Below are 12847 nucleotides of genomic sequence, written 5' to 3' on the forward strand. Positions count from 1 at the left end.
TAAGGAGAGGTAATGTCCTGAAGATCGACGTTGATGTTCACACCAGGACCATCATCTCCTGTGAATGTGACCTCATCCCATGACCATGAGGACGTTGACGTGTACACCAAAAAAACCATTAAATCGGACCTCCCGGTGATCCTCCAGCGGCTGTCAGTGTTGTGGCCGGGATCCCTGATGTCCCTCAATACTGTTTCTTGCCGGCGGACTTCTTCTGGCGAGTGGTTTCATGCCGACCAATTAAAGAGGGGCGGCATATGGTTGTAAGTAAGTCTGTTTTCATCTATCTTTTACCTTCTCCATTAAGAACCTTCAGTGCTGCTTAGCCGGTACCACGTCTCTTATGGTTGTCACCATGCCCTATCATGTGCGTACCTTTCATGGAGGGTTGATCCGTGGACCAGGAACCCCTGACGTCCTGGAATGAAGAGCTGGTCCCGGAAAAATCCCCTTGAAACTCCACAGGGCACTTCACCGAACTATTCCCTGCTCTGGAAAATGATAAATAAGCCGGTTTACATATTAATTAGCCGGTGAGGTGCATGATATTCGAGATAATAAGGTCGGAGGGGCTATCCCATAATTCCTATTTTCTTGCATCTGGTGGCGAGGCTGCTGTTGTGGATCCAAGAAGGGATGTGGACGTGTACCTTGAACTTGCAGAAAAAAACAGCGTGAACATCAGGTACATCTTTGAAACCCACCGCAATGAGGACTACACCATTGGCTCTGTGGAACTGGCGCGGTACGTGGATGCTGAGATACTCCACGGGGCGCATCTGGATTTCGAGTATGGTACGGCTGTGGTTGAGGGTGACACCTTCAGACTGGGGAACCTTGAACTGGAGGTCCTTGAAACACCCGGGCACACCTATGAGAGCATATCGGTGGCTGTGCGTGATACCACCGTCTCAGATGAATGCCTGATGGTCTTCACCGGTGACGTGCTATTCGCTGGTGAAACAGGGCGTGTTGATTTCTTTGGACCCGAAAAAATCCCTGAAACCGCAGGGTTGCTCTATGATAGCATACATGAGAAGATAATCCCCCTGGGAGACCATGTTGTGGTCTGCCCGGCCCATGGAGCAGGTTCGGTCTGCGGGGCGGACATAAGGGACATGGATACAACAACGGTTGGGTATGAGAGGCTCACAAACCCCTACCTGCAGATGGGAAGGGACGAGTTCACTGAACACAAGATTTCCGAGAGACTCTACACACCACCATACTTCCGGAGGATGGAGGAGAACAACCTGAGGGGTGCTCCTGTGGAGAACCCCAACCTTGAAGCCCTCCCTGTCCCTGAATTCAGGGAACTGCTGGCTGAAAGCGCCCAGGTGGTTGATGTCCGGAACCCCACAAGCTTCTCATCTGGCCACATACCCGGAAGTCTGAACATCTGGCAGGACGGATTCGCAGCCTTTGCAGGTTACTTCCTCAACTACGACGACCCTGTACTTGTGGTTGATGATGGGAGGGGTGTTGAATCTGTGAGGAGGTCCCTTATAAGGCTCGGCTATGATAACATGGCAGGTTACCTTGCAGGGGGATTCCCCTCCTGGTACATGGCTGGACTCGAGTTTAATGCCATAAGGTCCATGAGCGTCCATGAACTCAGAGAACTTGAAGGTGACATCTTCCTCCTTGATGTGCGTAAGATCACAGACAGGGAGAGGTTCCATATTGAGGGCTCAGAGCACATCTGGGTGGGGGATCTCCCTGATAACGTTGACATGATCCCCGAGAAGGACGTGGTTATATACTGTGATTCAGGTTACAAGTCAACGATAGCTGCCAGCATACTTGAGAGTCATGGTTTCAGCACCACAACTGTACTTGGGGGTATCGGCGCATGGCTGAGGGCAGGTTACCCTGTGGTGGAGGTGTGAGTAATGACTATGGTCAAGATCCCCCTCATGAGCAGGGAGGAATACGATGAGTTCATAAGGGACAACTTCATGAGCAGGATAGCCTTCAACGGTGACTATCCATACATAGCCCCCTTCCTCTATGTATTCGATGGGGAACACATCTACTTCCTCTCAACAAGGTACGGGAGGAAGATAGAGCTCCTCAAGAAAAACCCCTATGTCGCAGTGGAGATAGAACACTACGAGGATGATCTATCAGATTATCGCTTCGTTACACTGCAGGGGCAGATAGTCGAGGAGAAGGACCCCTCAACAAGGAAGAGGGTTAAGAGGATGTTTGCTGACCTCATAGAGAAGCACGGCTTATCAAGGAACATCCTGAAGGCCTTTGGTCATTCGCCTGAGGATCCTCTGACATGCCTTGTGGAGATGGACCGTTCCTATGTATGGAAACTGGTGGATGTGGTTGATATTGTGGGCATAAAAAGCGGTGAGTAGAGGTAAATGAGTGTAAGTGGTTCCAGGTGTTTGGCCACCTGGAACAGGTTAGGGGGGTTAAATGTAGAAAAAGTTTAGGGTGTTGAAGGAGTTAAATGAAGGTTGGGGGGATGAACATCTACTCCTTCACCTACCCTGCTACTCATTCTTCTTCACATAGACTAAAGGTTTTTTGTGAATAATTTCACCCATCTCATATTTTTTGTGACATCTAAATTACCATGGCAGCCATCCCTGTTACGGTGCCGCTTCCAGCAGCAAATGCCAGGAACGTCACCGCCATCCCTGCCTTTATGAGTCCTGAAACACGTGAGGCAGTTTCCCTATCCTGGACTTTGAGTATCATGAAGGCTGCCCTCAGGAAGAAAAGCACTGCAACTGCAAGGACAGGGATATAAAGGATTGAAAATATCCCAATAATGTAAAGGCTTGGGCTTGTGAGGCTAGCGGATAACATGAAGGCAGCCGCAAGGATCCCTGAAACCCTCATGCCATGTGTTATGGGGAGAGTGGTTGCACCCTCAACCTGGTCCCCCTCCACGTCCTCCATGTCCTTGACTATCTCCCTCGCCATGGTCATTAGGAAGGCATAGATTCCAAGGTAAATGGAGGCAGAGAGCTCACCGACAACTATGCCACCAAATACGAAGCTCATCCCTGTTAGAAAGGATATGGTTATGTTGCCAACAAGGCACCTCTTCTTGAGGCTCCGGGCATAGTACACCATGAGCAGGGAACTTGAAGCCACCACAAGACCGGGCAGGGGGCCAAGGTAGAACCCCAGTGCTGACGCTAAAACAAAAAGTAAGGCCGAATAGGTCCCTGCAGCCCTTCTTGTGATCCTCCCTGATGGTATGGGGCGTGATGGCCTGTTGATTCTATCAATTTCATGGTCAAAGTAGTCATTTATCACATTACCTGCACCTGTGGCCGTGAAAACAATGATGCAGGCAATAAGAACATCAACATCAAACCTGCCGGCAATGAGGGCCATGAGTATAACGGTTATTACCGCCATGACAGCGTTTACTGGTCTCAGTATCTCAATGTAAGGGTTCATGCGAAAACCTCCATCAGCTCTACACCTACCCATAAAAGTCCAGCATACCTGAATTACTCGCAGCTTTTAAATATATCAATCATGATAAATCAAAAGCCACTTATACCTTGAGTTACTCCATAATTCCTATGAGCGGCAGTGACATTCTTGGACTTCTGATGGTATATCTGTATGTTGCGGTTTTACTGATTGTATCCGAGAGGCTCCTTGGTGATAGACCAAACCTGAGCCGGAAGTTTGTACATATAATGGTTGGTAACATCCTATTTATATTACCCCTCTTTGATAGCCGGCTGGTTATAACATTCCTGGCGGCGGCACCATTCATACCCCTCACATTCCTCATAAGCCCCTACTCACCACTGAAGATAAAGCACAGGGCTTCCTCCTATGGCCATGGCCTCGGCCTCGTCTACTACTCCGTATCCTGGACCGTGCTGGCCTACCTATTCTTCAACACCCCCTGGGTCACGGGTATAGGAATAGCCGCCATGTCCTATGGTGACGGCCTTGCAAGCCTTATAGGTGAGAGGTTCGGCAGGACAACATTCAGTGTACTGGGGGACAGGAAGAGCCTGGAGGGTTCCCTTGGGATGTTCCTCACCCTCATGGTGACGCTGCCCGTGGTCCTAATCTACTACTCACAGAACATTACCCCGGTTATCATACTGGGGGTCGCCCTGGTATCAACGGTACTGGAGGCCCTCACCCCCCGGGGCCTTGACAACCTGACAGCATGCTTCGGGGCAGTTGCAGCCTACATAATCCTCGGGGGAATGTCTGTTTGAGGTTCATAGTCATAGATGGCCTTGACGGGGCAGGGAAGGACACCCACGCCGAACTCATAAGAAGGAGGTACCTTGAGCGTGGTGAGCGCGTAATATTCAGGTCCCACCCTGAGGAGGATAACCCCTACGGTAAAAGGGCCAGGAAGGCCCTCCTCATTGGGGGAAGGATTAACCACATCAGGGCCGCAGTTTTCTATGCGCTTGACGTCATAAGGTCCCTCTGGCTCTACCACTGGCGCTCCAACCCCGGCCCCGACACCCTCATATTCTCAAGGTACCTCATGGGTGTGGCCTACCTTCCGGGGCCGCTGGCATCAATAATGTACCGCCTGCTCTCAGGGGTCCTCCCCACCACCAAGTACATGTTCTTCCTCGACGTATCACCTGAGGAATCCCTGAGAAGGTTAATGGAGAGGGATGAACATGAGATGTTCGAGAACCTGGAGGACCTCACAAGGACAAGGCAAAAGGCCCTCAGGCTTGCCAGTGACTGGTACATAATAAACACAGAGGACTCCATAGCTGATGTGCAGCGAAGGATAGACGAGATACTTGACCTCCTGGATGGTGATGCTTCTGAAAATTATCTGCCTTGTTGAGGACACCCCAAAGGATCCCCTGATGGGTGAACATGGCCTCTCACTGTACATCGAGTCTGACATCAGGATACTCTTTGATATGGGGCAGAGCAGACTCTTTGCAGAGAATGCCAGAAGACTGGGCGTTGACCTCAGGGATGTGGATGTGGCAGTTATATCACACGGCCACTATGACCATGGGGGTGGACTAAGGTATTTCCTCGAAATCAATGACTCTGCAGATGTCCTCCTGGGGGAGGGGGCATTTACACCACGCTATGCCGTTAATGGTGGCTGGAGGTTCATAGGCCTAGAGGAAATCCACGACGACAGGATAAAGTTCATCTCTAAAACTGAGAGTTTTCCAGGTTTCACGGTGATCCGGGACTTTAGAGATCTTTTCGAGAAACCCGCTGGTAACAGGGCTCTCTTTGAATGTTTAAATGGCGAACCTGTTCCTGACAGCTTTTCCGATGAACTGGCCATTGTCATTGAAGATGAGGGTCATCTTAACCTAATAACGGGTTGCTCCCACAACGGCATACTCAACATTGTCAGTAAGGCCTATGACATCTTTCATAAACCCGTGGATCTTCTTGTGGGTGGTTTCCACCTTGAGGGACCCTCAGAGGGGGTTGCATCCAGGCTTGGAGAATTTGTTAGAGGTCCAGTCTACACTGGTCACTGCACATCAGAGGAGGCACGGCTCAGTCTTGCTGAGGGTCCAGTTAATGTCAATCCACTCCAGACAGGGACGGAAATCATCACATGAGAGATCTTATTAAAGGAGACGTGCAGATATAATACCATGAAGCGGGCCATCATCCTCATCATACTCTTAATACTCATTCAGGGCGCATATGCACACCAGCCCCGCCTTGTGAGTGATGATGAGGTTACAGTCAAGAACCCAGAGGTGTCACAGGCATTCTATGGTGAACTTGAGGGGGAACCCGTCTACTTCAGGGTTGATTCAGGGAGCCCCTTTAGACTGTATGTTAATATTCTGGTTCCGCTCTCACCTGATGCAGAGGCCGTCTCTGTGGATATAATAAAGGATGGTAAGGTTATAGGGACACTTGATGGTAACCTGAGTTCCTGGAGCCCCTACTTCGAGGAGTTTGGTGGTGACAGTTACTTTAAGGGCCCTGAATTCAACAGGACCGTTGGGGCGGGCACATACTACCTCAGGGTGAGTAATCAGAATAACAGGGGGAGTTACGTCCTTGCCATTGGGGAGGAGGAATCCTTCCCGCCGGATGAGGCCCTGAACGCCATTTTCCTTCTCCCCATCCTGAAGTCAGAGGTGTTCGGTGTTCCCGTACTCCTCAATCTCCTCCAGTTTCTGGGCATGGCCATGGGGATGGGGTCATTCATTGTGCTTCTCCTCCTCTCATGGCGCGGTTACCTTTCAGAGAACGAACACAGGGACATCAGATGGATTCTATGGGCAGGAATTCTTTTAATCGTTACAGGGTGGATACCCACCCACCTCAGAAACCCGCTAAATATAATGGGAAACCTCATTAACCTTTCACTAATTTTAATCGTTATACTTACCTGGAGGTTTGATAGGGGGCTTCCAGAACACAGTAAGTTCAGGGAAAGTGTCCTCCTTGCCTCATGGATAATCCTGATTATTCTAAAGGCCTCAATCGTGAATTGGTGATTCCCACCAGAAAAGGGGCGAAACATTTAATAGTTTAATATGCAAATCTTAAAAAGTAAGTTGATCAATTTATAGCCTTGATTTTATGATTATCACAAATCTCTGAAAGGTGTTTCAATTGGATAAGATAAAGATTGCAATAGTCGGTGTGGGAAACTGTGCCAGCTCCCTGATTCAGGGGATATACTATTACCGTAACAAGGATGCCCGTGATTCAATAGGACTCATGCACTGGGATATTGGGGGTTACAGGCCAGGGGACATTGAGGTTGTGGCGGCCTTCGATGTGGATAAAAGAAAGGTCGGGAAAGACGTGAGTGAGGCCATATTTGCACCCCCAAACTGCACGACTGTATTCTGTGATGATATACCCGAGATGGGTGTTGAGGTATCCATGGGGCACGTCCTTGATGGTGTGGCGCCCCACATGAAGAATTACCCTGAAGATCAGACCTTCGTTGTGGCAGACGCCGAACCCGTTGATGTTGTGGAGGTCCTCAGGGAAAGCGGGGCTGAGATACTACTCAACTATCTACCCGTGGGATCAGAGGAGGCTGCAAGGTTCTATGCTGACTGCGCCCTCGAGGCCGGGGTCGCCTACATAAACAACATGCCTGTCTTCATAGCCAGTGACCCTAAATGGGCCGCCAGATTTGAGGACAGAGGGATACCAATTGTTGGTGATGATATAAAGGCCCAGCTTGGAGCCACCATAACCCACAGAACCCTCGCAAATCTCTTCAAAAAGAGGGGTGTCAGGCTTGATCGGACCTACCAGATAAACACCGGTGGGAACACGGACTTCCTCAACATGCTCAACCGTGACAGGCTTGACTCAAAGAAGGAATCCAAGACTGAAGCAGTTCAGTCAATACTGGGTGAGGAACGGCTGGATGAGGAGAACATCCACATAGGCCCCAGCGACTACATACCCTGGCAGAAGGACAATAAGATCTGCTTCCTCAGGATGGAGGGCAGGCTCTTCGGGGATGTACCCATGAACCTTGAGCTGAGGCTGAGTGTTGAGGACTCACCCAACTCTGCTGGATGCGTCATCGACGCCATAAGGTGCTGCAAACTCGCCATTGACCGTGGCGTGGGCGGAACACTTACATCAATATCAGCCTATACCATGAAACATCCGCCGGTGCAGTACACAGATGATGTTGCCGCCGGTATGGTGGATGAGTTCATTGAGGGTAAAAGAGAGAGATAACCCAATAATCTCAATTTCTGGATGGATCCAGAAAAAATCCTCAATCAAACTATTTTTATAAAAGGTTTATAAAAAGGAGTTATCTGGCTGAGGATCAGTCCTCCTCAACCTCTATGCACTCATTTGGGCATACGTCCATGCATACCTCACATTCATTGCACTCCTCAGGGTGCTGGACCTTGAGTTTACCGTCAACTATTATGAGTACCTCCATCGGGCATACATCGACACATTCTCCGCATGCATCACATTCATCATAATCTATGATTATCTTTGCCATTTTGATTCTCCCTTAATATTTGTTGTAAATTTAATGGTTAGGATTAGTATCTCATTCCTTATAACCATTTCAGCCATTGGGATAAATTTATAGAGAATTAATACATCTGCGGTGTATTTAAGGAAGTTCCTACTATGTATATAAAGGATTAAATGATCTCATGAGAGGGTCACGATGAAAGGGATAAAGGTCGTTGAAACAGCATTCAGGGATGCGCACCAGTCACTTCTTGCAACTCGTCTCCGGACAAGGGACATGATACCCATCGCAGAGGAGATGGACAGGGCTGGTTTCTTCTCACTGGAGGCGTGGGGAGGCGCAACCTTCGATACCTGCATACGTTACCTGAACGAGGATCCATGGGAGAGGCTGCAGAGACTCAAGGAGCACATAAGAAGGACTCCGATACAGATGCTCCTTCGCGGTCAGAACCTGGTGGGTTACAAGCACTACCCCGATGACATCGTAAGGAAGTTCATTGAGAAGTCATATGAAAACGGCGTTGATGTGTTCAGGATATTCGACGCCCTTAATGACCTCAGGAACATGGAGTACGCCATAAAGGTTGCCAGGGAACAGGGCGCCCATGTCCAGGGGGTTATCTGCTACACCATAAGTCCCTACCATACACTTGAAAGTTACGTGGACTTTGCAAGGGAACTGGAGGCCCTTGAATGTGACTCGGTTGCCATTAAGGATATGGCTGGTTTAATTTCACCCCACGATGCCTACGAACTTGTAAGCACCCTTAAAGAGGAAACAGACCTCATGGTAAATCTTCACTGCCACTGCACAAGCGGTATGACACCCATGAGTTACTATGCGGCCTGTGAGGCGGGGGTTGATATCCTTGACACCGCAATATCCCCCCTATCATGGGGTGCATCACAGCCTCCAACCGAGAGCCTCGTTGCTGCCCTCAGGGACACCCCCTATGATACCGGACTCGACCTCAAGATCCTGAAGAACATCAAGAAGTACTTCGAGGAGATCAGAAAGAAGTACAGCAGCATACTGGACCCCATCGCCGAGCAGATCGACACAGACGTCCTTATCTACCAGATACCCGGGGGTATGCTATCAAACCTTGTTGCACAGCTCAAGGAACAGAACGCCCTTGACAGGTACGAGGAGGTACTTGAGGAGATGCCCCGTGTCAGGAAGGACATGGGTTACCCGCCACTTGTAACCCCGACGAGCCAGATAGTGGGTATACAGGCTGTTATGAATGTCTTAAGCGGCGAAAGGTACAGTATGGTCACCAATGAGGTGAAGGACTACTTCAGGGGACTCTATGGTAGGCCGCCCGCACCTGTAAATGAGGAGGTCGCAAGGAAGGTAATCGGCGATGAGGAGCCCATCGACTGCAGACCCGCAGACATCCTCAAGCCCCAGTACGAGGAATGCTGGAAGAGGGGTGAGGAGATGGGCATAATAGAGAAGGAGGAGGATATACTGACCCTCGCACTTTACCCTGCCATAGCACCCAAATTCCTGAGGGGAGAGGTGGAGGAGGAACCGCTAGAGCCCCCGGTGGAGGAAAGGGCACCCGCCGGTGATGTGCCAACGGTCTTCCATGTTGAGGTGGACGGTGACGAATTCAACGTCAAGGTCGTGCCCACAGGATACATGACCATCGAGGAGGCTGAACCAGAACCCGTGGACGTTGAGGGTGCCGTCAGGTCAACTATGCAGGGGATGGTTGTGAAGCTGAAGGTCAGTGAGGGTGACGCTGTGAATGCAGGGGATGTTGTGGCTGTTGTTGAGGCCATGAAGATGGAGAACGACATCCAGACACCCCATGGTGGCGTTGTTGAGAGGATATACACAGGTGAGGGCGAAAGGGTTGAGACAGGTGACATCCTCATGGTCATAAAATAAAATTTTTATATTTTTACACCATGGCCATAGCAGACACCTGCGGGTTCTGCTTCAATATGGGGCCAAATACCTACTTTTATGTCCAGGAGATTCCTCTGCATCCCTTAACTGGCATGTGGAATTGCACTCATCTATTTTCTCAGGACCCTTCTTCTATTTTTTATCCTGACCTCAGTATCAGCTGATTCAGGTAAATCCATGAAACAGCTGATCAGTGAAGATCCCAGACCCGCTCAATCCATGATGACATGATGATGCAGCCAGCGGCCGTAAGTAAACCCTCAAGGAGGCCCCATGTTGCTGAATAGATCCCCATACTCACCACTGACCTCATGATGGGGAATACACCTGCAGCCCCAAGCTGGATGCCTGTGAGGATACCTGCCAGCACATATGATGCAAAACCTGCAATGAATCCTGAAAGAACCCTCCTTCCCCCCGAACCCCCAATTGCCCTGCTGTAGATGTAGAATCCCAGGAAACACCCAGGAACCCCCATACCGATCATGTTTGCGCCAAGTGATGTTACTCCACCAAAGCCAAAGAAGATGGACTGTACAAGCATGACAGCAGACATGAGGATAAATGCCAGGAAGGGGTTTTTAAGGATTACTGAAAGCAGAGCGGCCCCGTTAAGGGTAAGCGGTACGCCGTAGGGTACAGGTATGCAGAAAGCCTGGATTAAGAAGATTAAAGGTGGTGCAGTTAACATGATCAGGAGATAACCTGTAAGGTTCACATCATGTGCTCCCTCATCCCTCTTCATGGACAGAAGACCCCTTATCACCCATGCGATGCTCAGGACGAGTACCGCAGTTGCAGTTACATTGTAGAAGACCAACTGCCAGGCAGGGATAAAACCATCAGGTATGTTCATTCACCATCACCTCAAGGTGATAATATAATATGAATACATAAAAAAGTATTCCTGGTTCTCTCATCTAGAGTCTGGGGTTAAGAAAAAACAGATGCCCCCCCGACCTTCCCTCAGTTAAAGAGCCTATGTCAAGAAAAAACTATAATAAGCCTCCAGTGTGAGGTACAGCCCTCTATTCAAGGTATTCTGTGGGATCATCAACACCTGCAAGTTTGAAGGCCCTCCTCCTCCTCATACAGGACTCGCAGACACCACAGTGAACCTCACCTCCACTGTAACATGAGTAGGTCAACTCAAAGGGCAGACCCACAGCAGAACCAACCTCAACGATCTCCCTCTTGGTCATACCTATGAGTGGCGCCCTCACCTCAACACCCCGCAGCGTGCCTATACCCAGAAGCCTGTTGAACGCATCAAGAAACTCTGCAGAGTTGTCGGGAAAGGTCTCGGCCTCCTCAAGGTCCCACCCCACTATAACTGCATCCGCATCCAGGGCCTCTGCAAAGGAAACGCCAATAGCTGTGAAGACTATGTTCCTCCCGGGTACCCAGACCCTCCTTGCCGTCTCAAGGCACTCCTCCCTGTCATCAAGATCTGCTGGTGAGGGTATCTCACCCCCCGCTGTGAGGGCGGAACCCCCAAGTCTTCCAAGCCAGGGGAGTTCAATTGTTGTATGCTCAATGCCAAGGTGCTTCGCAAGTTTTCTGGCGTGTTCAATCTCCATGGCGGCACTTCTCTGGCCGTAATCGAATGTTAAAGCGTGGATCTCATATTCAGATGCTAGCAGTGCTGTTGCAACTGCAGAGTCCATGCCAGCTGATAGTATGCTGATCGCACTACTCATCAGAAGCCTCCCTATGTTCTACCCGTATTCCTATTGACATTCTCATCTCAGGTTTCCCCCATCTCATAATTATTCTTTATCCTTATCCTTCATGAAATCTCTGAACTGTTTCTCGGCCATTTCCATGACATCCCTGAGGGGTACCCCTGTTTCAAGTGATATCCTCCTTGCATCCTCGTATTCTATCCTTGCATTCACAACCCTTGATCCAAGGAGGCCCACCTTGAACCTGGCCCTTCTTCTCCCCTTTATATCAACCTCGGCCTCCATGATTCTCCTCTCAAGGACGCCCCTGTGAACCTGGGGGAATATCCTCACACCAAGGGTTCCTGTCTCAGAGAACAGGTGCTTGAGTATCATTTCATGGTCATTCTCCCTGCATATTACCCTTATTAGCTGTCCTGGACGGTTTTTCTTCATTATAACCGGTGTGAGTGTAACGTCAAGGGCACCTGCATCCATGAGGCTCTCGAAGAGGTTGCCCAGGACCTCACCGCTGAGGTGATCCACATTGGTCTCAAGTAACGTTACTGTGTCATGGTGCACAGCCTCTGAGCCCCTCACCACCCTCAGAACATTAGGGAAGTCTGGATCCATGTCCCCTGCACCGTAACCTGTGGCCTGGATCTCCATTGGAGGGTAGAACCTCCTGTATTCCCTCACCATGTTAACAAGGAGCGCGGCGCCTGTGGGTGTTGCAAGCTCCAGCTCAACCGGGCCTCCGGTCACAGGAAACCCCCTGAGTATCTCAACAGTGGCCGGTGCAGGGAGAGGTATCTTTCCATGGGCACCGCTCACTGTCCCTCCCCCAAGCGCCACAGGTAATGTGTAGACGGTATCCCTGTGAAGGTTGAGGTCAAAATAGGCAAATACCGTCCCCAGGACATCTGCAACTGCATCTGCAGCTCCAACCTCATGGAAGTGGACCTCATCCAGTTTCAAACCATGCACCGTGGCCTCTGCCTGTGCCATGGTATGGAAGACTGCCCTTGCCATTGATAGCATCTCCCCATCAATTGAGGGGTTATCTATCCTCTCAAGGCGTTTTAAAAATTCCATGTAGCCTATGCTTAGGGATTCGTCTGTCCTCACATCCACATGGGTTGCCCGGAGGCCTGACCTCTTAACCTCTGACACCTCCACGCTGGCCCCGCCAAAGTGGGATGCTGCCTCCTCCATGACCTCCGCTGTACGCTCAGGGTGGGCCCCCAGGTCTATGAGGGCCCCCACCATCATGTTACCTGATACCCCTGCAAGCTGGGGGTCTATGACCGTTACCATTCAA

13 protein-coding genes are annotated in these 12847 nt (G+C 50.1%); 8 read left to right on the forward strand and 5 right to left on the reverse strand.

Annotated features, from left to right (window positions below; genetic code table 11):
• The first annotated feature begins 542 nt into the window (after positions 1-542).
• The gene (locus tag MTBMA_RS07220) at positions 543-1889 is read left to right on the forward strand and encodes an MBL fold metallo-hydrolase (RefSeq protein WP_013296271.1); all 1347 of its coding nucleotides are present in this window, start codon (positions 543-545) and stop codon (positions 1887-1889) included.
• Positions 1890-1892: 3 nt separating this feature from the next.
• Entirely contained in the window at positions 1893-2369 is a 477-nt protein-coding gene (locus tag MTBMA_RS07225; protein WP_013296272.1) for a pyridoxamine 5'-phosphate oxidase family protein, read from the forward strand.
• 211 nt (positions 2370-2580) lie between these two features.
• On the opposite strand, the gene MTBMA_RS07230 is transcribed toward MTBMA_RS07225, so the two are convergent.
• Positions 2581-3429 carry a UbiA family prenyltransferase gene (locus tag MTBMA_RS07230; RefSeq protein ID WP_013296273.1) on the reverse strand — a complete coding sequence of 283 codons (849 nt, stop codon included), beginning with the start codon at positions 3427-3429 and terminating at the stop codon, positions 2581-2583.
• 107 nt (positions 3430-3536) lie between these two features.
• Here MTBMA_RS07230 and MTBMA_RS07235 point away from each other — a divergent pair, with 107 nt between their 5' ends.
• The 5 genes from MTBMA_RS07235 to MTBMA_RS07255 all read left to right on the forward strand — a co-directional run bounded on the left by MTBMA_RS07235 (position 3537) and on the right by MTBMA_RS07255 (position 7680).
• A complete protein-coding gene (locus MTBMA_RS07235) occupies positions 3537-4217 on the forward strand; it encodes a diacylglycerol/polyprenol kinase family protein (protein ID WP_238523366.1) in 681 nt (226 codons plus the stop codon).
• On the forward strand, positions 4214-4816 hold the full coding sequence (locus MTBMA_RS07240) for a nucleoside/nucleotide kinase family protein (RefSeq protein WP_013296275.1): 603 nt from the start codon (positions 4214-4216) through the stop codon (positions 4814-4816). The genes MTBMA_RS07235 and MTBMA_RS07240 overlap by 4 nt, the downstream gene beginning before the upstream one ends.
• A complete protein-coding gene (locus tag MTBMA_RS07245; RefSeq protein WP_013296276.1) occupies positions 4788-5567 on the forward strand; it encodes an MBL fold metallo-hydrolase in 780 nt (259 codons plus the stop codon). Before MTBMA_RS07240 ends, MTBMA_RS07245 begins: the two co-directional genes overlap by 29 nt.
• 36 nt (positions 5568-5603) lie before the next feature.
• Positions 5604-6464 carry a hypothetical protein gene (locus MTBMA_RS07250; protein ID WP_013296277.1) on the forward strand — a complete coding sequence of 287 codons (861 nt, stop codon included), beginning with the start codon at positions 5604-5606 and terminating at the stop codon, positions 6462-6464.
• Positions 6465-6582: 118 nt separating this feature from the next.
• Positions 6583-7680: an inositol-3-phosphate synthase gene (locus MTBMA_RS07255; protein WP_013296278.1), complete on the forward strand. Its 1098-nt coding sequence runs from the start codon at positions 6583-6585 to the stop codon at positions 7678-7680.
• Positions 7681-7774: 94 nt separating this feature from the next.
• Here MTBMA_RS07255 and MTBMA_RS07260 read toward each other — a convergent pair whose 3' ends face one another.
• Positions 7775-7960, reverse strand: a complete 186-nt coding sequence (locus MTBMA_RS07260; RefSeq protein WP_013296279.1) for an ATP-binding protein — start codon at positions 7958-7960, stop codon at positions 7775-7777.
• Positions 7961-8134: 174 nt separating this feature from the next.
• On the opposite strand from MTBMA_RS07260, the gene oadA reads away from it, so the two are divergent.
• A complete protein-coding gene (gene oadA, locus MTBMA_RS07265) occupies positions 8135-9841 on the forward strand; it encodes a sodium-extruding oxaloacetate decarboxylase subunit alpha (RefSeq protein WP_013296280.1) in 1707 nt (568 codons plus the stop codon).
• Positions 9842-10052: 211 nt separating this feature from the next.
• Here the strand turns inward: oadA and MTBMA_RS07270 are convergent, their stop codons facing one another.
• The 3 genes from MTBMA_RS07270 to larC form a co-directional block, all read right to left on the reverse strand.
• The gene (locus MTBMA_RS07270) at positions 10053-10718 is read right to left on the reverse strand and encodes an energy-coupling factor ABC transporter permease (protein ID WP_013296281.1); all 666 of its coding nucleotides are present in this window, start codon (positions 10716-10718) and stop codon (positions 10053-10055) included.
• 172 nt (positions 10719-10890) lie between these two features.
• Positions 10891-11562, reverse strand: a complete 672-nt coding sequence (gene queC, locus MTBMA_RS07275; RefSeq protein ID WP_013296282.1) for a 7-cyano-7-deazaguanine synthase QueC — start codon at positions 11560-11562, stop codon at positions 10891-10893.
• 69 nt (positions 11563-11631) lie between these two features.
• On the reverse strand, positions 11632-12843 hold the full coding sequence (gene larC / locus MTBMA_RS07280; RefSeq protein WP_013296283.1) for a nickel pincer cofactor biosynthesis protein LarC: 1212 nt from the start codon (positions 12841-12843) through the stop codon (positions 11632-11634).
• Positions 12844-12847: the final 4 nt, after the last annotated feature.

It is taken from the genome of Methanothermobacter marburgensis str. Marburg (assembly GCF_000145295.1).
GTDB classification, from domain to species: domain Archaea; phylum Methanobacteriota; class Methanobacteria; order Methanobacteriales; family Methanothermobacteraceae; genus Methanothermobacter; species Methanothermobacter marburgensis.

Excerpts from the sequence above, each read along its gene's own strand:
- MTBMA_RS07220 (WP_013296271.1), top strand. The coding sequence starts at position 543 with ATGATATTCGAGATAATAAGGTCGGAGGGGCTATCCCATAATTCCTAT.
- MTBMA_RS07225 (WP_013296272.1), top strand. The coding sequence starts at position 1,893 with ATGACTATGGTCAAGATCCCCCTCATGAGCAGGGAGGAATACGATGAG.
- MTBMA_RS07230 (WP_013296273.1), bottom strand. The coding sequence starts at position 3,429 with ATGAACCCTTACATTGAGATACTGAGACCAGTAAACGCTGTCATGGCG.
- MTBMA_RS07245 (WP_013296276.1), top strand. The coding sequence starts at position 4,788 with ATGCTTCTGAAAATTATCTGCCTTGTTGAGGACACCCCAAAGGATCCC.
- MTBMA_RS07250 (WP_013296277.1), top strand. The coding sequence starts at position 5,604 with ATGAAGCGGGCCATCATCCTCATCATACTCTTAATACTCATTCAGGGC.
- MTBMA_RS07260 (WP_013296279.1), bottom strand. The coding sequence starts at position 7,960 with ATGGCAAAGATAATCATAGATTATGATGAATGTGATGCATGCGGAGAA.
- oadA (WP_013296280.1), top strand. The coding sequence starts at position 8,135 with ATGAAAGGGATAAAGGTCGTTGAAACAGCATTCAGGGATGCGCACCAG.
- MTBMA_RS07270 (WP_013296281.1), bottom strand. The coding sequence starts at position 10,718 with ATGAACATACCTGATGGTTTTATCCCTGCCTGGCAGTTGGTCTTCTAC.
- queC (WP_013296282.1), bottom strand. The coding sequence starts at position 11,562 with ATGAGTAGTGCGATCAGCATACTATCAGCTGGCATGGACTCTGCAGTT.
- larC (WP_013296283.1), bottom strand. The coding sequence starts at position 12,843 with ATGGTAACGGTCATAGACCCCCAGCTTGCAGGGGTATCAGGTAACATG.